Origin of the sequence: Mangrovimonas futianensis (genome assembly GCF_021245805.1) — a bacterium.
Lineage (GTDB): Bacteria > Bacteroidota > Bacteroidia > Flavobacteriales > Flavobacteriaceae > Mangrovimonas > Mangrovimonas futianensis.
The window spans coordinates 64,288-82,996 of sequence record NZ_JAJJNF010000005.1; the positions used below are offsets into that span (position 1 = coordinate 64,288).

Sequence of the window (18,709 nt, forward strand, 5' to 3'; positions counted from 1 at the left end):
AATGAAATATTTAGTAGCTAGGATACCATTCTAATTGAACTACTTGAATGTCCTTATTTCCAGCGCTAACCAACTTTTTAAACATTTTTACATCACTTAACCCATCAGTTCCCCTGTAGTGGTAAGGAAAAACTTTTTTAGGCTTAAATTCCAAAACGGCATCGGCAGCACTTTCTACAGTCATTGTATATGGGAGATTCATACAAACTAAGGCTAAATCAATATTTTTTAAATTTCTCATTTCGGGAATGTCTTCGGTGTCCCCAGAAATATAAATACGTTTTCCTCCCACTGTTAGAATGTAACCATTCCCTCTCCCAGGTTCATGATATTGCAATGCTTCGGGTCTAATGTTATACATGGGGATAGCCTCTATATCGACATTCATTTTACTAGTTTTTAAACTAATACTCTGACCATTTGAAAGGACATCGGTTTTTTCTTTAATAGATTCAGGTAATTGTTTTTTAACCTCTTTGGGCACCACCAATTGTACGTTTGGCTTGTAAAGCCCTTCTAAGGTTTCGGCATTTAAATGGTCTCCATGAATGTCAGTTACCAAAATGATTTGTGGTTTCGGGGAATTTTCGAAGGCTTCAGCACCTCCTACGGGATCTACATAAATGACCGTATTGTCTGTTTCCAAGACAAAGGTGGCATGACTAATTGGAGTAATTTTTACATCATCCGTATCATAGCTTATGGCATAACTTTCATCAGCAGCTTCCTTATCTTCAATTACTGAAGGGGCCTCTGTGGTGATAGAGTCCTCTGTCATCTCCATATCCGTAGCGTCTTCAGATTTCTTGTTATTAAATTGACACCCCACAATTAGAATAGAAGCAAATAGGAGTAAATAAATTTTTTTCATGAGTTTGATCTTTACTAGGTTTTAAGTTTGATATTAGAATTGTTTTCCTTGTATTAAGAAATTTATTCTGCTTATCCTTAAAGATACAGATTGTCATTTATTTTTAACATCTTTTGTAACAATTAAATATAAATTCGTACTGATAATTTGAGCAAGTTTAATTTTTATAATCGTAAAATTTAGCGAAATTGCTTACCCTAACTATTGTTAAACATTAACACGACTTAATATGTCAGACGAATTTGACTTACTGGAAACCAATTCCAATGAAAAACAATCCAAAGTAGATGTCAATTGGGGAAAGGCCATAGACACTATGAAATCAAAATTAGCCCAGGAAGATGATCCCGAGGTGCGTCAAAAAATCTTGAATGCCACTTTGGATGATGTGGTGCATATGGCTGAAAAGGATAGAACTACCCTGTTGGATGCCATTAAAGATTTGACCGATTACCAAGATGAGGTGGGTATTATTTTTGAAGCTTTTTCCTCTCTTAATGCTGAAGAGCAGAAGGTAATAGACAATGCCATCAAGAGATTGGAAAGGGCAAGAGTTGAATTGGAGGATGCAGAGGCTAAACCAGATACTTGGTGGAATAACCTATGGGGAAGAAAGGCCAAAATCAGAAAGGCAGAAGAAGAGCTTAAAGCTGCCCAAAAGGCAAGAGATGAAGCCGATACTAAAGCTAAGGCCATGTTTCAACAACGTATTGAAAGTGCGGATGTGCAAACCCTTTTAAATGAGTTGTCATTTAAGAGTCAGGCAGCCGTAAAAAGGTTGAAAGATCGTGAAGTTGAAATCAAGGAAGTAGAAGACAAGTTGCAAGATGCAATTGTTGAAGCAACTAAAAATCATACCAAAGCATTAGAGAAGAAGAAAGAAGTTGAAACTAAATTAGAAGAACAATATGCTTTATTAAAACAAGCGCGCCAAGCTTTGGAAGAAATTGTAGATAAACAGTCTGCAGAATATGCTGAGGCAGTTGGAAAAGTAACAACTCTTGAGCAAAAAGTAGAGGAATTGGAAGGTTTGAAAAATGCCTACACCACCTTAGCGGCAAGTAAAGATAGCTTTGTTCATAAGCATAATTTAACAATAAAAGTATTGACTTCTTTAAGAAGTAATCTCCAAACCCATCGTGCGAAACTAAAAAGTGATACCGAAGAGCGACTTAAATATTATGATGGTTATGTAGTTGCTTTAAAGGCTAGAACAGATCAAGAATTTGCTGCCATTTTAGAGCATCTAGGGGTGAAAACCGATGAGCACATAGGTGAAACATTAGCTGCAATGCATACGGCAAGTGCCAAAGCACGTCAAGAAATGATGGATAACATCCCAGTTCATGAAAAAGTAATGCAAGGTGTTTACAGTAGTTATGCTGAAGCATTACAAGAAATAAGGGCTAAAGATGTTGATATTCAGAAGAATTTTGCTGAACGCTACGGTATTGATATGAAGCAAATTTTTGAAGATTATTACGCAGCCGAAAATGAGCCTTCTAAACCTGAAGGAGAAAGTGCGAAACCTGAACCAAAGTCAGGTGATGATGATTTATTATCCTAGGCTTAAATGATACAATCAAATTTTGATTTTTAACGAATGATTGTAACGCCGTTAGATTCAGCACAATTAGATTCCAAAGAGCATTATGTGTTTTACCATAGAATGGTAGATTTTGTGCTCAAGGAATTGATTGTGAGTATTCAATATCAAGGGTTGTGTACTGGTCAGGAACTTACCTTTTTTAAACAATATTGTGATTTGTTGTTGTATTCCATAGAAGCAATGCGAATCAAATATATGTTTGATGATGAGGAACACATGAAGGTTGATTTGACAGATTCCGGATTTCCAAACTATTTAGAGTTTCGTTATTTGTTTAATGATCTCGAATTGCGAGACCATTATTTAGAAAAATTAACGCCTATTCAGCAATTGGAAGAGGAGTTTCTAGATACCCTTTTAAGAAAAAAGCAGCCTGTCAAACGAAATAGACTTTTTCAAGCAGCTTCTATTGCCTATTACAAGACGGTTAATAAACAATATATATTTAACCGTTTTGTTCAAGGCAAAATCATAGAGGTGGAAGATAATCCCATGGCAAAATTGATGACCAGTTGGAGTTTTTATGATGTAACACATAATAGGCCATTCGTTTGTTTTATGTATTTCGATTATGATGGTTCCAATATTTTAGAAGAAAAGGAGGAAATGTATGAGGCCTTGAAGCAAATTGCAGACCGCGAAATGAATTTGGATACCATGGCTTATGCTATTGATAGAAAATTACCACATATTCATCCTAAGCAGGTCAAGCGAATTGATTTAGGTCCTTTACATAACATTTTTGCCAAAGATGAACACGATTTGACGCACGCATTATTGGAGAGCATAGGTAAAAAGGAAATTCCTCTTGAGTCCTATGCCATTTCGCTTACGGTAGATGAAGTTTTTTCTAAGGGTGAATTTAAAGAAGGGAACTTTTTTAATAAACAAGTCCTTCAAAACTGGAGTGACGTCATGCAACAAAAATATGTGTTTGCACCGCACAGGGTTATTCAAATGTTATACAACAAAACGCCAGATTGGATGAATGGATTGGCAAAACCACCTATTCAAATGAGTAGTTTGCCAACCAATGGAGATTAATTAAAAAAGAGTAGTTCTCTTCTGCTCACCGAATATTGAAATTAAAAAATGCAACATAACTCAACATTTCCCATAAAACAAAACGAATTGGATATGCTTCGTGATGAGGCGACATCCTATTTAAAGAGTATTCAATGGGAGCAAGGGCAACGAGCCAAAAATCGAGATAAAGATCAAAATGATAGTTCCATATTACTTTACTTATCTCGCGCCAATAACGGTAGTCAAGCTCATATAACCTCGGTATCAAAAACTATTTTAGGTCTTAAAAAACGGCTGCTCCCAGAATCGGTGGCTATTCCTTTACATTTAAATCAATCGCTATTTGCGGTTCAAGAAGGGATTACCCTAGGACTTTGGATTCGTGATAGTTTTTATGATGCATCGGGCTTGTCCAGTTTAAGTGAACGAAGGTCCACATTAGATCATTCTGGGAAAAGAGAATTTGAAAGCAAGCAGCATACTGCTACAGCATTTATGTTATTCTCTATGGCCTATAAAATATTACACGATTTAAGAAATAGTGCATCGGATGACTTAAGTGTGATGAAGCAGAAATTTGCTGGGATTCCAGAGGTTTCCTTATTGTCTCCCTTAAAAGGAATTTCATGTGCGTTATTTTATTATGATAAATACTTGGACCATCCTGAAATCATAACAAGTGACCAAGATGTCGTCGATTTTACTATGGTATATTTTGAGGCGCTTATTGCTGAAATTCAAATGCGCAAAAGTACTTTGGAATATCAAGAAACCATATTGGATAGAACTTACAAATTGGAAAAATCTGATTTTTCAATTTCTGGTTGGGATAATGTGTTTTCAGGAGCAGCCAAAAGTATCGAATTCAATAAGGTACAATTTGAACAAATTGTAGGAAACCGAGATGCCAAACACTTTGCAAGAAGGTTGACTGAAAGGATGTTGAGTTACGACTTTGCTGAAAAGAAAAATCCATTTCAGGAGTTGGGAGGGTTTATGCCCGTGTTTATGGGGTATGGAATACCTGGTACAGGAAAAAGTATGTTGATTGCTGCTATTGCCACCAAGCTTAAAGACCATTGTGATCAATTGGAAATTCCTTTTCTTTTTCATCCTATGCCAGATACTTTAATAAGCACGTTTCAAGGGGGATCGGCAGAAAAAATGGTGGAATGGATGAAACCTTTACAGGATCCTTCCAAATTAATTTTTGCTCCTATTGACGATGCAGAAAATAATCTTCAAGAAAGAACTGCACAAGGAGTTTCGGCAGGGGTGAAGGAAGTAATAGGTGTTTTTTTAAGATACACCGAAGGGGCTTATGCCGTTAACTATGGAAATAGTTCCATAGGATTGTTTACTAATTTACCTGAAATGCTGGATAAAGCCGTCATTTCTCGTGTTCAGGGACGTTTCAAAATAGATGGAGCTAGAACAGAGCATGATTTCTTGGATCAAGACTATCTGTGGTGGAAAAAGTTTGAAAAGACCATGCCAAGTTTTGTCAACATGAATAATCCAAATGGATATGAGTTTTTAAGTAATCAAGGGTTAGCCAAAAACATGGGTGATATTCTTCAGTCTGTAGAAAGACCTTCAGAAGAACGTGTATTGGAAACGTTTGACAAAGTTGAAAGCCTTCACAAAGACGATGATCACATGTTTTATGCGTCACTATACAAAGAAATACAAAAGATATTTCCGTTTTTCTCTTCTCGAGATGTTAGGAATATCCAATCTGCTATTTCCTTGAGATTGACAGATTTTGATTTGGAATCTGATTGGTTTGAAAACCCGGAAACCTATTTCAAAAAAGATTATCAAACTAAATTTCATATGCTTCAAGAACTTATGAAGGCCAATATGAAAGGGTTAAACTTTTCAGATATCAGAAAACAAGAAGTCATTAGATATTTGGATAATGTGGCAACCATAGCCGATACCGATTTTAAGCGACAAGTGGAGGCGAGGGTTAATCAACTGAATATTGAAATGGAAGCAAGAAAAATGTATGGAGGAAACTAAAAGAATAAAAAATATTTCTGACACGGTACTTTCTGATCATTGGGCCAAACTAAATAAAATTGATTTTGATTATCAATTGGAAAATGGGCGATGGATTAGGCAGTCAAGAGAAACGTATCATAGAGGCGATGGTGCCGTGGTATTGTTATATAATCCTATAAAGAAAACGGTTATTCTTACTAGGCAGTTTAGGATGCCTGCCTTTGCCAATGATCCACAAGCTGGTTTTATGATTGAGGCCTGTGCGGGTATGCTTGATAAAGATGACCCTGTAACATGTATAATAAGGGAGGCGGAAGAGGAAACAGGTTATAGAGTACCTACTGCCACAAAAATATTTGAAATGTATTCATCTCCAGGAGCGATGACCGAAAAACTTTTTTATTTCATAGCAGAATATGATGATTCCATGAAAGTGAGTGATGGCGGAGGGTTAGACTGTGAGCACGAAGATATTGAGGTCATGGAGTTGCCGTTTAAAACGGTTATAGACATGCTTGAAAATGGTGAAATCCAAGATGCTAAAACCTGTATATTATTGCAATATGCTCAGGTACATAAATTGATGGAGTAATGCAGAAACTGAAGGAAGCACATCTTTTTCGGGGACAATTGATTCCTATAGGAGGTAAAATGGTAGAACGCTACAATGATTGCCTTAAAACTTTGGGATTTGAACCAACCAATTTAGTGGCTTTTTCAATTGATGGTTTGGGTTGGAGTCCTGAAATCGCTGAAGAGAGAGATAATCTATATTACTTAAATCACGGAGAAGCCAACTCCCATGGTATTATAGTTTCCCCATTGCAAAAGGGAGCACCGGTTTACATGCCCAACCATTCCTTTGATAGGGAGTTGATGAAGTTAATTTTTAAAACTTATTCCGATCAGATTACTGATATTACAAGAGATTCGGCCATATGTTTGGATTTTGATCAAGGGATTGATGCTTTTTATGAGCCATTGGATATGTTGCGTTATCGAGAGGTCATTGTTCGATTTAAGTTAATTCACGGTATTGGTAAAGCGCAACAAGAGCAATTTCAGCTGATTGAGAAGTTTAAATCAGGTAACAATTTTATTGATGAAAAGATTCATGCCCAATTATTGGACTCGGCTAAAAAATATGGAGATTTAAGACATAGAAATTTAGATTTACCTGAATTGAAATATGAAGTAAGCTCTTATTTTTCTAGAGCTTTTGGTGGGGTTTATGTTTTGAAAGACTTTATAAAGGACATGATCATCTTTGAGGATGAAACCATGTTCAAAAAGGCGATTGATGATATCTCTTATGATATTTTGATGTTTCATATTGATCATGATGAGTTGGTGGAAAAATTAAGAGATCACTTGATTGCAGAATGCCATTTAGATCAAGTGGTTCAAACACCTCGTTATGAACGTATCAAAAAGTTTGAATTTCATCAAGAATTAAAAAATGGATCTCATCCTATAAAAGAAATATTGGAAGACAAGATTTTATTTAAAAGCTATTTAAACAAAATTGAATTGAATTCTCTCAAAAAAATCAATGGCGTTGAAATTTATTTGGAGCGTTTGCAACGTAGCAATCAATACAAATTGGAGGATATGGTTGATTTGGATTTTTATCATGCCTTACATCAGCCCCATTCCTCATTGGAGCCAATTCATCAAGATTTGATATGGAAGCTTTTAGTCAATATTTCTCCAAAGGATGTCTTATTTTTATTTTGGTATGACAAAGAGCAATTTTATAAAGCTTACCAAACATGGGATGACTCCTTTCAGGATTGGGTGATTGAACAAATACGTAACAATATTTGATTTTATTAGACTAATTTTATAGAAACCAACAATCTTAAGCCTTATGACACTGGAACTTATAATTTTTATTGCTGCTATTTTATTTGGAGCGCTTATCTATTGGAGGGAATCCAATGGAAATAAATTGTATCGCTTTTTTAACAAAATGATATATTCCAAGGAGCTTCAAATGAAATCAAATGATCGTACTGGTTTTGTATTCCAGCAATCCTTTCTGTTGCGTTTGGTATTCATTTCAGCTTTTTTTCTTGTAGCTATTGTCATTGTAAGATTTTTAATACCGATAGATATAGCGACCATTTCCTTGTTTGCTTCCATGATTGTAGGAACGTTAATTGGAACTTATTTGGCCAGTTTTATTTTCAAGTCAAATGAGATTATAGAAGAAGAAGGTGGGCTGATTGAAGATAAGTTCAAACAGACTATTGAAAAGGGGAAGGATTTTTTAGAAGATTTACAGGACAGGGATGAAAAACAATTGGAGGAGCCAAAAACTGAAATTAAGGAATCCCCAAAACCAGAAGAAAAAAGTGCTAGAGAACGCTTAAAAGATAAAGGACTACTATAACAACCAGACAAGAATGAAACATACTTTCTTCCTACTTATTTTTACAATTACACAACTTGCCATTAGCCAAGAACGGAAAACAGGAATAATAAAAGATGCAGACACGAAAGAACCTTTGGAGTTTGTGAGTGTTTATATTGATAATGGTCCAGATTCAAATTATACCGGTTCTATCTCTAATGGAGAAGGCGAGTTTTCTATCATGGATAACGGCTCTAAAGTCACTTTTAGCTACTTAGGTTATGAGGAAAAGGAGGTGGAACTTCAAGAAGGTTTTAACGAAATATTTTTAAAACCTAAAGATTTTGTTTTGGATGAAGTTGTCATTTCAGATGTTTCTGCAGAAGATTATTTAAAAAGTGTCATTAAGGCTGCAGACAATAAGATTGATAAGAACACCCTATTTAAAAGTTATTGTCGTGAAATTGTCAAGGTAAATGATGAATACACTAAATTTTCTGATGGTTTGGTTAATTATTATGTGAAAAAAGGGAATGGGAAGTCTGTTATTACCTTACCGCAACATCGTGCCTTTAAAAGTGATAAAATTAGTGAAGAGGACTTTGGAAGTATAGACAACATCAATTCGGCATTTACTTTGGATGAATATGTTAAAAATGCCTATAACTATAAGTTTATAAAGAAACTTCTCAAGGATAAAAATTATGATTTTGTCAGAAAAATAAAAAAAGAGGAAGGCGGGTTAGAATACGAATACATTGAGGTTAGCCCTAAAAGTGATGTGGAAGAACTTCTTTTCAAAGGCTATGTGGTCATTGATCCAAAAACAGGAGATGTTTTAGAACTTAAATTTTATACATCAAGTGATCATCTTAAATACTCTAAACTTCAAAATGTGATGTTGATTATGAAAGTAAAGGTCAATAGCCTTCTTATTTGGACGAAATTTAGAGTCATTGAGGACAAATATGTCTTATCATACAATCAGAAATCTGTTGGGATGTATTTGAAGTTTGGAAAATATGTAGATGATAATTTGAATTTCAGTTCAGATTTATTTGTTTATGCTTTTGAAAATGACGTGGAGATTCCTGATGATGGTTATGATAATAGAACGATTTATGAAGCCGGGACTAGCTTTACAGAGAATTTTTGGGAAAATTACAATGCATTTCCGTTGAATAACGAAGAAGAAGCATTCATTGAATCCGTTTCAAAATAACACACAAAAAATGATTAAGAATTACTGGAATAAGGGCAAGAAGCAAAAACGTATAACCATTTTCGTGTCTATCGTTATTTTAATTTTGTTGTTTGTTTTACGGGATGATTACCAGCCTGCACTACTATTCATTAGGAAATATATTTTCGTCCTTCTTTTAGCAGGGTTGTTCTTATATTTTGGATTGAGGAAATTTCGAAAAACAGCAGGAACAGGAGGACGTTTGGGCATCTTGGGAATGCTTATTGCTTTTTTTGCATTGCTCTATATCATCGGTTGGCATTTTAAAATGTATGATTATATGAAGACCTACAATGTATTTCTTCATTTAAATCGTGTTGAAGTGAGTGAATTGCCATTGACTCAAAATGAGCGCATTCAACCAATGAGAAATATCTTTTCAATGGCCAATGAAAGTGTAGGAGAGACCAAGGATGTATCTTTGCCGCATTTGGTAAGGGTTGATAATGAGAACAAATGGACCATGGCTATTCAGCCTACAGAGAAATATGTGTGGCAACGTATCAGTGATAATACAGAAGAAGTATTTTCAGTGTCAAGTACAACACCTTTTCCAAGGTTTTCAAGTGACAATAGGATACCGGTCACGTTTTCTATAGGGGAATCCTTAAAATTTAGCCGTAATACTTACAATGCCGTCGTTCAAAGATTTGGTCTTTGGAAACTGCTTTCCTATGAACCAGGAGATGTATTTTATATGAAGAATGATTCTGGTGAATGGGTGGAAGTGGTGAGTTTAATCAATTGGAAAGGATTTTTCTTTCCGTATCCCACCTTTGGAGGAGTTATGGTCATTGATAATGGTGCTCATGATTTTAATGATTATGTGGAACGCATTTTAATTGGGAAAGGAACTTATATCAGTCCTGAGGAAATGAAAAATCACGAATTCCTGCAAAGACAAAATACCTTATCAGAAAAAGTATCAAGACTGCAAGCCGAATCTTTAAAGTTTTTGGGAGGATTTAGTGATCCCTTGCCTTGGAATATGCAAACAGCCGTTAAAATTCCTGACTTGCCAGATGATCAAAATGAGCAGCCATTTGTAACCGATTTCGACTTTTCAGGAACTGGAATTCCAGCTTACAATGGGTTGTATCATTGGTTTGGATTGGAGCCAGTAGGAGATGAACGCACCAGTTTGTCTTATAGTGTTTTTATACCCGCCGACGGTACAGACAAATTATTCTATTTTGATCACGCCTCCAAAAAACAAGGGTATGCCGGAGTTTCAGCTATGCCACTCAAGGTTATAGAATCGCGAAAGGAGTATGATTGGTCGGTGAACAAACCCGTGGAATTTAGACCTTATATCAAAGATATTGCCGGTAGAAAAAGACTGTTTTATCTCAGTACGGTTTCTGCGGTACGTGAAGGCGATAAGAATTTTGATGGATCGGCAACTCCAGATCTAGCCTTAATCGATGCCGAATATCGTGATGTCATTTGGATTGATGTCAAGCATCCAAGTCAGTGGGACCTTGATGTATATAAGCAATTAAATGAAGCATGGAGATCCAGTGAAGGTATCGGGTATTTTTATCAAGATGAAATGAAGGAAACAGATATAAAAACAGTAACTGATTCGGTTCCTGTATTGCCAAATATCAACAGGAATGAAAAGGAAATTGAGCAACTCCAAAAAAGAATCGATTCTTTAAAAGCAATCAACGGAGAATAATTAACTAAATTTTTTGTTGATTTCCTCAACCACTTGAGCTATTTCCATGTGTTTTTGTTGTTTTAAAATCTTGATGGGTTCTGCCTTTCTGACTTCACAGTTTTTAATTTGGCAGCGCTCACAAGTGACGCCCACTTGTTTAGATTCAATATTCGGATCATTCAAGAATTTAACCTTGTTCTGAAGTTGCTTATTGATCAACAATCCCAATGTAATGCTGCGGTAATAACCTTCCTTAAATGGATCTTTGGTTGCTGATGATAAAACCAAGTATTTAAAGCCGTCCGACGGATAATTTGAAATTTGAATATCAAATTCGTGGTTTGATTTGTTTGTTTTTATTTTTTCCAAAACCTTCAATGCAATCCATCTTCTGCAATAATGTTCGTTAGTTTCATTAGCTCTAGGGGAGTGGTGGTGTGATAAATGTAATTCTTTATCCAATTGAAAATGGTCGCTTCCTTCCCTGTTTTGGAATCTTAAAAAGAATAAGTTTTGCAGGTTGAATGCTTCTGGAAGGATGTTTGTTAGCCTCTGGAAAAAGGATTCTGGAGAGGCGTTAAAAGTATTTAATGTGTTTAAAAAGAGATCGGTATCAAAATAATCTTTGGAAAATAGATTTGTCAATTCCTGACTAAGCTGTTTTTTTGGAATGATAAGGGCTCCCGCAAAATAGGAGGCATAGAAATTATTTAATACCTGATCAAAATGATCAAATTTTATCCAAGAAAAGGTATAGAGCCTTTCGGTAATCTTTAGATAATTATAGGCTATTTCTTTGGCATAGATAAAATTTCTTTGAGCATCGTCCATATGATCCGCCAATAACAAGTTTTTTGTCTTCGGAACAAATACAGATCTTAGGTTATCCAAGCTTTTATGTTGTTTAAGTTCTTCTTTGTTTATGGTGTAACCAAATTCCTCAATCAATATTTCTTCAAGCTCTTTTGGAGATATGGGGTGATCGAGATCAATGTGATAGGATTTAGCAAAAGACGCTACTTTCTTTTCCAAATCATCAAAATAGTTGTTGTTAGTCTCCTGAAAAGTGCGAACGGAAGCTAAGTAAAAACTTTCCTTGCCAAAGTTGTAGTTCTGGGCAATTTCAATAATGGTACTAATAAACGTATTGACTTTTGCAGGAGCATTACTGATGATGTCTATCAAATCATTTTCATGGATACCGAAAAGATCCAAGGGAATCTCTTTCAAAATTTTAGATTGAAGAATTTCACCAATTGGTGCTAAATTCTTATCCAATTTTAAAGATACCAATTGGTCATAAGGCACATCCAATTTTTCTGAAAGCAAAACTATTTTATCCGGTTTTGGATATTTTTTTCCTTTTTCTATCTCATTTAAATAAGACTTGGAAAGACCTGATAATTTGGATAGACCAAATAAGGAAAGATCTCTGTCAGTCCTTATCTGTCTCAGTTTTAAACCAAAAATAAGCTTGATATATTCTTCTTCCATAACAACAAATATAATCAATTTTGCGAACTTCTATTTTTAGCGTAAAATAAAAAATAGCGAACGTTCGCTTGTTTTTTCAAATTCTTTGTTTTAATATTGTTCTCATCTTAAATACTTTACCATGTTTCAAAATTCAATTATTGCAGAACGAGTTCGCTACGCTAAAGAAGTGGATCACTACTATCCAGATATTTTAACCGATGAGGCTTTGGAGTTTCTAGTAGCACTTCACGAGAAATTTAATAGCTCCCGTTTGGAACTTTTAGAAAGAAGAATCAAACAGCAAGCTATATTTGATAAAGGGCAATTTCCAGACTTTCCAATTGAAACTAAGCATATTCGAGAAGGAGAGTGGAAGGCAGGATCTATCCCGAAAGATTTACAGGATAGACGAGTTGAAATTACTGGTCCGGTAGATAGAAAAATGGTTATAAATGCCCTTAATTCTGGTGCCAAGACCTTTATGGCTGACTTTGAAGATAGCAATGCCCCAACTTGGTATAATACCATCCAAGGGCAACAAAATTTATTTGACGCTAATACGAAAACGATTTCGTTAACAGATGTCAAGAGAAATAAATCTTATACGCTAAATGAAGAACATGCTGTTTTATTAGTGAGACCAAGGGGTTTGCATTTAAATGAAAAGCACCTATTGATTAATGGTGAACAAGCATCGGGTAGTTTGGTAGATTTTGGATTATATGTCTTTAATAACACTAATGTCCTACGCGAGAAAGGAACCGCTCCTTATTTTTATTTACCTAAGCTTGAACACTATTTAGAAGCAAGGTGGTGGAATGATGTCTTCAAGTTTGCTCAGGAATTCCTAAGTGTACCAATTGGTACTTTTAAGGCAACGGTTTTAATAGAGACTATTACTGCCAGTTTTCAATTGGATGAAATCATTTATGAACTAAAAGACCACATAGTAGGCTTGAATTGTGGGAGATGGGATTATATTTTTTCTTATATCAAGAAATTTACAAACCATAAGGATTTTGTTGTTCCCAATAGAGATCAAGTGACAATGACAGCTCCTTTTATGGATGCTTACAGTAAATTGGTCATACAACGCTGCCATAAAAGAGGAATTCTTGCTATTGGTGGTATGGCGGCTCAAATTCCTATTAAGAATGATGCATATGCCAATGAATTGGCCATTGAAAAAGTAAGACAAGATAAATTAAGAGAGGTAATCAATGGACATGATGGTACTTGGGTGGCTCATCCTGGCCTAGTAGAAATCGCAATGTCTATTTTTAATCAACACATGCCTCATTCCAACCAATTGGAGGTTTTAAGGGAAGATGTTTATGTGACTGCAAAAGATTTGGTGGAATTACCTCAAGGAACAGTAACTGAAGCCGGAATCAGAAAAAATATTAATGTGGGAATCCTTTATTTAGAATCTTGGCTAAGGGGACAAGGAGCGGTAGCACTTTATCATTTAATGGAAGATGCTGCCACAGCAGAAATATCCAGAACACAGGTATGGCAGTGGTTGAAGAATGGAGTCCTATTGGAAGATGGAAGAGAATTTACAACCCAACTATATGCAGATATTTTTGACGATGAAGTAGAAAAACTCATTAAGGAGTATGGACAGGAATACGTTAGAAAATCCAAATTTGATTTAGCTATAAAACTATTTAACGATTTGGTAATCAGCAATGATTTTGAAGAATTTTTAACGCTATCAGCTTATCAATATTTATAAACAAAAAAATCCTGAGAGTGCTGGCACACTCCGCAGGATTTGAATATTAACATTTTAATACCCATTACAAAACTATGAAAACTAATGACAGAATTCAAGAATTAATTACAGATTGGACCGTAAACCCAAGGTGGAAAGGCATTGAAAGACCTTACACAGCAGAAGAAGTTATCAAACTTCAAGGATCCTATAAACTAGAGCATAGCATTGCTAAATTGGGAGCTCAAAAATTATGGGAAAAGTTGAATACTCAGGATTATGTGGCTGGTCTAGGTGCATTAACAGGCAATCAAGCTATTCAGGAAGTTGAGGCTGGATTGGAAGCTATTTATTTGAGCGGTTGGCAAGTAGCTGCAGATGCCAATTTAGCAGGGGAAATGTATCCAGATCAATCTTTATATCCAGCTAACAGTGTTCCTCAAGTGGTTAAAAGAATTAATAATGCACTTTTAAGAAGAGACCAAATACAATCAGTAAATGGCGTTGCAGATAAATTGGATTATTTGGTGCCTATCGTTGCAGATGCCGAGGCTGGGTTTGGAGGAAATTTGAACGCCTTTGAACTTATGAAAGCCATGATAGAAGCAGGAGCTTCTGGGGTCCATTTTGAGGATCAGCTTAGCTCTGCCAAAAAGTGCGGACATCTAGGAGGGAAGGTTTTGGTGCCAACTCAAGAAGCTATCAATAAATTAATTGCCGCTAGACTGGCAAGTGATGTTATGGGGGTTCCTTCATTAATTATTGCTAGAACTGACGCAGATGCCGCTAATTTACTAACCAGTGATATCGATGCACGTGATAAGAAATTTGTAACCGGAAAAAGAAGTTCGGAAGGGTTCTTTTATGTGAAAAATGGAGTAGAGCAAGGAATAGATCGAGGGTTAAGCTATGCGCCTTATGCCGATTTATTATGGATGGAAACCTCTACTCCAGATTTGGCACAAGCTAAGAAGTTTGCAGATGCCATACATGCCAAGTATCCAGGGAAAATGTTGGCTTATAATTGCTCTCCATCTTTTAATTGGGCGGCTAAATTAAGTGTTTCTGAAATGGAATCATTTAGAGAGGAATTGGCAAAAATGGGTTATAAATTCCAGTTTATTACATTGGCAGGCTTCCATGCCTTAAATACAAGCATGTTTGAATTGTCAAAGGCTTATAAAAGCAGAGGAATGGCAGGTTACTCAGAATTACAAGAACGTGAATTTGCTTTGCAAAAAGAAGGCTTTCATGCCGTCAAGCACCAAGGATTTGTGGGAACTACCTATTTTGATGCTATCCAAAATACGGTTACATCAGGAGCTTCCAGTACTGTTGCTATGAAAGATAGTACAGAAGTAGCCCAATTTTAGTTAGGTGTTATTTAGTTGAGCACCTCAGTTTTGAGGTGCTTTTTTTATTTGATTTCGTGGGCTTTTATAAAATCTGTTATCAGATATGAAATTACCTTACCAATAGGATTTGATGGTTTATCTTCATTAATGAATCCTTCCGAAATATGGAGGTAGGACGCATTGGGTTTTTGCCCAAAATAGGTGATAAACTTTCTTACCTTATTCAAATTGAATCCGCTTGGATTGGATTGGGAGCCCGAAGCATGCTGAATTGATTTACAGTCAATTTCGATTCCAAAGGAGTCATCACAAATAAATTCGCTTGCTCTTTTAAGTTCTTGTTTAAACTTCAATTCTTTCCTATTAAAGGCATCGAAAGTATTGAATTCAATTTCATTCAATTTATTTAGGGTTGCTAAGTTTGATTCAAGAATATAACTCTCATGCATTCCAAAAATAAAATACTTGTTTAGAAAACCTTCACTAAAGGCATAACTAAAAGAATTGGAGCTATGACGTCCATCTTCTTTATTGAAATCTGCCTGAATATCGAAATTGATCGCATTAATAGGTTTTTGAAAGCCTAAAGCGCTGCCTTTAAGACAGCCATAGGCATTATTTTGTCCACCTCCAATGACGATTGGAATTTTACCTGCTTTGACAATTTGATAAACTAAATAGCTTACTTCAATATCTATTTTTGATACATATTTTCGGGCTTTGATCTGGTCTTTTTTCTTTTTCGGTTCTAGTTTTTCCAGTTTCTTCTCATAATTTTTAAAATCGAAATGACCTAAAATCAACACTTTCTTGGCAGGAGTGAATGGGTTGCTTTGCGTGTTTAACAAAACTTTAAGCGTCTCTTCCCAAATATCGTAAGTCCCAGAATTTCCATTGTGTGCAAACACTCCAGCATTTTCATTTATGCCAAAAATGACATAAGAAACGTCTAAGTCCTTGAGTTGATCGTATATAGAAGAAATGGTGGTTAACTTTTTTATTTGTTCCCCAAGTTTTGATTCGGCCGTTCTTTTATTTAAATAACCTTTCAAGTTACTTTTATCGAATAAAATGAAATTGTCCATCAAGTTTGGCATATAATGTTTAAAATTGTTATTCTAACCTAAACTAAAATTAGTAAATCTAAAAATTAAAACGAGTTATTATGGAAAACAATAAGAGTAATACAGGATTAAAAGTTGCATTAGGTATTGCCCTAGTTTTATTTCTTGGTGCGGCATTTTACTCTTTTAGCCTACTAAACGAGAAAAAGGAGACTGAAGCTCAATTGACTAAAGAGAAACAAATGGTCATTAATGATTATGATAAATTGGCCAAACAATATGATTTAGCTATTAAAGACAATGAAATTTCAAACCAAAATTTGGTAGATGCTAAAGCACGTATTGAAGGATTAATTGATTCTTTAAAAGTATCGGAAACCAACGTTCAAAGTCTTTGGAGATACAAAAAGAAATATTTGAACCTTCAACAAGAAATGGATGTGTTAATGGCTGAAAATGATAAATTGAAAATTGAAAATCAACTATTGGCTACTTCATTGGATAGTACAAAAATCAGACTTGAAGAAAGAACCATGTTTACTGACTCTTTGTTAGTTCAAAATACTGCCCTTGCTGAAGTTATGAGTGATGCCTCTGTATTGCAAACCGTTGATTTAAAAGGGTTTGGAGTTATTGAGCGTTCTTCTGGAAAATTAATACCAACTGAGAGAGCTAGACGTTCTGATAAAATCAGAGTTTGTTTCACCGTAGCGAAAAATAAGTTGGTTCAAGCTGGGGAGCAAGAATTGTATGTTCAGGTTGTAGGACCTAATAATCAAATTTTAGGTGTGAATGAGCAAATTCAAATGGGAGAAGAAACGATCAATTATAGTGTGGTAAGTACTTTTAATTATGAAAATACCAATTTGAATATTTGCGAGTTTGTTGAGCCTTTAAATGATAAATTTGAAGATGGACGATATAAAGTAAATGTTTACAATGATAAAGAATTGATTTCTTCAACTGAGTTTACCCTAAAGTAAAATAAAACATAGAAAATAAAATAATCCCCGGAAGTGATTAACTTTCGGGGTTTTCTTTTATGTAAATTTAAATCTTTACGCCATTGATGTATACGGCGTCAATGTGATTATCCCCAAAAGCATAGGGTAGGTAGTGATAGCTTGGAATTTCTTTGGTAATCATTATATTGGCCTTTTTGCCCCGACAAATACTTCCATACATATTACTAATTCCCATGGCATAAGCACCATTGATGGTTGCTGCATTAATAGCCTCTTCAGGCGTCATTTTCATTTTGATACAAGCGGTACTTACTACAAAATTCATATTCCCGCTTGGGGTAGAACCTGGATTGTAATCTGATGCCAAAGCTATTGGGATTCCAGCATCTAAAAGTTTTCTTGCAGGTGTATAAGGAATACTCAAGAAGTAGGAACAAGAAGGTAAGGCCACCGGCATGGTATTACTGTCTTTGAGAACAGCAATATCTTCCTCTGATAATTCTTCAAGATGATCTACTGATAAAGCATCGTATTTTACTCCTAGGGCAATTCCCCCAAAAGCATTAAACTGATTGACGTGAATTTTTGGAATTAACCCGTAAGATGCTCCCGCTTGTAAGATGCGTTCGGTTTGTTCTAAAGAGAAGTATCCTTTTTCACAAAAAACATCTATATTTGAGGATAACTGCTCTTTAGCTATTTGAGGAATCATTTCCTCAATGATTACATCTACATAGCCATCGGGATTATCTTTAAACTCTTTTGGAATAGCATGTGCCCCCAAAAATGTGGATATCACCTTAACGGGGAAATCGTGTTTTAATCTTTTTATGACACGGAGCATTTTTAATTCGGCATCCAAAGTCAATCCGTACCCTGATTTTATTTCGATAGCTCCAGTTCCCATTTTCATGACCTCCGTTAGCCGTTGCGCAGATTGATCATACAAGTCATCTTCAGAAGTATTTTGAAGCTTTTCAGCAGAATTTAGGATACCTCCACCACGATTAGCAATTTCTTCATAACTAAGTCCATTAATTCTATCAACAAACTCTTGCTCCCTGTTTCCTGCATAAACTATATGAGTATGGGAATCGCACCATGTGGGTAGTACCATTTTTCCTGAGGCATCGATTACTTCATCTGCATCCATGTCTTCAAAATCGTCCATTTTTCCAAATTCAACAATGGTATCATGTTCAATGAGTAAGTAGGCATTTTTAATGGAGGGCAACTCTTTCATTTCTTCACCATTTAAAACGGTTACGTTTGTGGTTCGGGTTTGAAGGAGCTCTTTGATGTTTTTAATTAAAATAGTCAAAATGCAAATTATTAGGTTGGTTTTTGATAAAAATAA

General features: G+C 35.3%; 15 protein-coding genes. 11 read left to right on the forward strand and 4 right to left on the reverse strand.

Translation table 11 applies throughout. From position 1 onward, the window contains the following. Nucleotides 1–10: 10 nt before the first annotated feature. Nucleotides 11–871, reverse strand: a complete 861-nt coding sequence (locus LOK78_RS09300) for an MBL fold metallo-hydrolase (RefSeq protein WP_232634707.1) — start codon at nt 869–871, stop codon at nt 11–13. Nucleotides 872–1,100: 229 nt separating this feature from the next. On the opposite strand from LOK78_RS09300, the gene LOK78_RS09305 reads away from it, so the two are divergent. The 8 genes from LOK78_RS09305 to LOK78_RS09340 are packed head-to-tail and all read left to right on the forward strand — an operon-like array spanning nt 1,101 to nt 10,793. Continuing rightward, nucleotides 1,101–2,438, forward strand: a complete 1,338-nt coding sequence (locus LOK78_RS09305; protein ID WP_232634708.1) for a coiled-coil domain-containing protein — start codon at nt 1,101–1,103, stop codon at nt 2,436–2,438. Between the two features lie 36 nt (nt 2,439–2,474). Then, the gene (locus tag LOK78_RS09310; protein WP_232634709.1) at nt 2,475–3,524 is read left to right on the forward strand and encodes a hypothetical protein; all 1,050 of its coding nucleotides are present in this window, start codon (nt 2,475–2,477) and stop codon (nt 3,522–3,524) included. Between the two features lie 48 nt (nt 3,525–3,572). Further along, nucleotides 3,573–5,531, forward strand: coding sequence for an AAA family ATPase (locus tag LOK78_RS09315; protein ID WP_232634710.1), 1,959 nt, complete (start codon nt 3,573–3,575; stop codon nt 5,529–5,531). Then, entirely contained in the window at nt 5,518–6,105 is a 588-nt protein-coding gene (locus LOK78_RS09320; protein ID WP_232634711.1) for an NUDIX domain-containing protein, read from the forward strand. Before LOK78_RS09315 ends, LOK78_RS09320 begins: the two co-directional genes overlap by 14 nt. Next, entirely contained in the window at nt 6,105–7,340 is a 1,236-nt protein-coding gene (locus LOK78_RS09325) for a DUF6638 family protein (RefSeq protein ID WP_232634712.1), read from the forward strand. Before LOK78_RS09320 ends, LOK78_RS09325 begins: the two co-directional genes overlap by 1 nt. Before the next feature lie 43 nt (nt 7,341–7,383). Next, nucleotides 7,384–7,908 (forward strand): hypothetical protein, encoded by a 525-nt coding sequence (locus LOK78_RS09330; protein ID WP_053972658.1) that lies wholly within the window; start codon nt 7,384–7,386, stop codon nt 7,906–7,908. A 13-nt stretch (nt 7,909–7,921) separates the two neighbouring features. Beyond that, complete coding sequence (locus tag LOK78_RS09335) at nt 7,922–9,091, forward strand: carboxypeptidase-like regulatory domain-containing protein (protein WP_232634713.1); 1,170 nt, start codon at nt 7,922–7,924, stop codon at nt 9,089–9,091. Between the two features lie 10 nt (nt 9,092–9,101). Further along, entirely contained in the window at nt 9,102–10,793 is a 1,692-nt protein-coding gene (locus LOK78_RS09340) for a DUF4199 domain-containing protein (protein WP_232634714.1), read from the forward strand. Here the strand turns inward: LOK78_RS09340 and LOK78_RS09345 are convergent, their stop codons facing one another. Beyond that, the gene (locus LOK78_RS09345; protein WP_232634715.1) at nt 10,794–12,269 is read right to left on the reverse strand and encodes a helix-turn-helix domain-containing protein; all 1,476 of its coding nucleotides are present in this window, start codon (nt 12,267–12,269) and stop codon (nt 10,794–10,796) included. A 121-nt stretch (nt 12,270–12,390) separates the two neighbouring features. Between LOK78_RS09345 and aceB the strand changes: the two genes are divergently transcribed. Then, nucleotides 12,391–13,989 carry a malate synthase A gene (gene aceB / locus LOK78_RS09350; protein WP_232634716.1) on the forward strand — a complete coding sequence of 533 codons (1,599 nt, stop codon included), beginning with the start codon at nt 12,391–12,393 and terminating at the stop codon, nt 13,987–13,989. A 74-nt stretch (nt 13,990–14,063) separates the two neighbouring features. Beyond that, nucleotides 14,064–15,341, forward strand: coding sequence for an isocitrate lyase (gene aceA / locus LOK78_RS09355; RefSeq protein ID WP_232634717.1), 1,278 nt, complete (start codon nt 14,064–14,066; stop codon nt 15,339–15,341). A gap of 44 nt (nt 15,342–15,385) precedes the next feature. Here the strand turns inward: aceA and LOK78_RS09360 are convergent, their stop codons facing one another. Further along, complete coding sequence (locus tag LOK78_RS09360; RefSeq protein ID WP_232394591.1) at nt 15,386–16,408, reverse strand: arginase family protein; 1,023 nt, start codon at nt 16,406–16,408, stop codon at nt 15,386–15,388. Between the two features lie 80 nt (nt 16,409–16,488). Between LOK78_RS09360 and LOK78_RS09365 the strand changes: the two genes are divergently transcribed. Beyond that, nucleotides 16,489–17,370, forward strand: coding sequence for a DUF8428 domain-containing protein (locus LOK78_RS09365; RefSeq protein ID WP_166958607.1), 882 nt, complete (start codon nt 16,489–16,491; stop codon nt 17,368–17,370). Between the two features lie 67 nt (nt 17,371–17,437). Here the strand turns inward: LOK78_RS09365 and hutI are convergent, their stop codons facing one another. After that, nucleotides 17,438–18,673: an imidazolonepropionase gene (hutI, locus tag LOK78_RS09370; RefSeq protein WP_232634718.1), complete on the reverse strand. Its 1,236-nt coding sequence runs from the start codon at nt 18,671–18,673 to the stop codon at nt 17,438–17,440. Nucleotides 18,674–18,709: the final 36 nt, after the last annotated feature.

What these genes read in the sequence shown, in the direction of transcription:
- aceB (WP_232634716.1), top strand. Translation starts at nt 12,391, where the DNA reads ATGTTTCAAAATTCAATTATTGCAGAACGAGTTCGCTACGCTAAAGAA.
- LOK78_RS09340 (WP_232634714.1), top strand. Translation starts at nt 9,102, where the DNA reads ATGATTAAGAATTACTGGAATAAGGGCAAGAAGCAAAAACGTATAACC.
- LOK78_RS09310 (WP_232634709.1), top strand. Translation starts at nt 2,475, where the DNA reads ATGATTGTAACGCCGTTAGATTCAGCACAATTAGATTCCAAAGAGCAT.
- LOK78_RS09300 (WP_232634707.1), bottom strand. Translation starts at nt 871, where the DNA reads ATGAAAAAAATTTATTTACTCCTATTTGCTTCTATTCTAATTGTGGGG.
- LOK78_RS09360 (WP_232394591.1), bottom strand. Translation starts at nt 16,408, where the DNA reads ATGGACAATTTCATTTTATTCGATAAAAGTAACTTGAAAGGTTATTTA.
- aceA (WP_232634717.1), top strand. Translation starts at nt 14,064, where the DNA reads ATGAAAACTAATGACAGAATTCAAGAATTAATTACAGATTGGACCGTA.
- LOK78_RS09365 (WP_166958607.1), top strand. Translation starts at nt 16,489, where the DNA reads ATGGAAAACAATAAGAGTAATACAGGATTAAAAGTTGCATTAGGTATT.
- LOK78_RS09325 (WP_232634712.1), top strand. Translation starts at nt 6,105, where the DNA reads ATGCAGAAACTGAAGGAAGCACATCTTTTTCGGGGACAATTGATTCCT.
- LOK78_RS09335 (WP_232634713.1), top strand. Translation starts at nt 7,922, where the DNA reads ATGAAACATACTTTCTTCCTACTTATTTTTACAATTACACAACTTGCC.
- LOK78_RS09305 (WP_232634708.1), top strand. Translation starts at nt 1,101, where the DNA reads ATGTCAGACGAATTTGACTTACTGGAAACCAATTCCAATGAAAAACAA.
- LOK78_RS09315 (WP_232634710.1), top strand. Translation starts at nt 3,573, where the DNA reads ATGCAACATAACTCAACATTTCCCATAAAACAAAACGAATTGGATATG.
- LOK78_RS09330 (WP_053972658.1), top strand. Translation starts at nt 7,384, where the DNA reads ATGACACTGGAACTTATAATTTTTATTGCTGCTATTTTATTTGGAGCG.
- LOK78_RS09345 (WP_232634715.1), bottom strand. Translation starts at nt 12,269, where the DNA reads ATGGAAGAAGAATATATCAAGCTTATTTTTGGTTTAAAACTGAGACAG.
- LOK78_RS09320 (WP_232634711.1), top strand. Translation starts at nt 5,518, where the DNA reads ATGGAGGAAACTAAAAGAATAAAAAATATTTCTGACACGGTACTTTCT.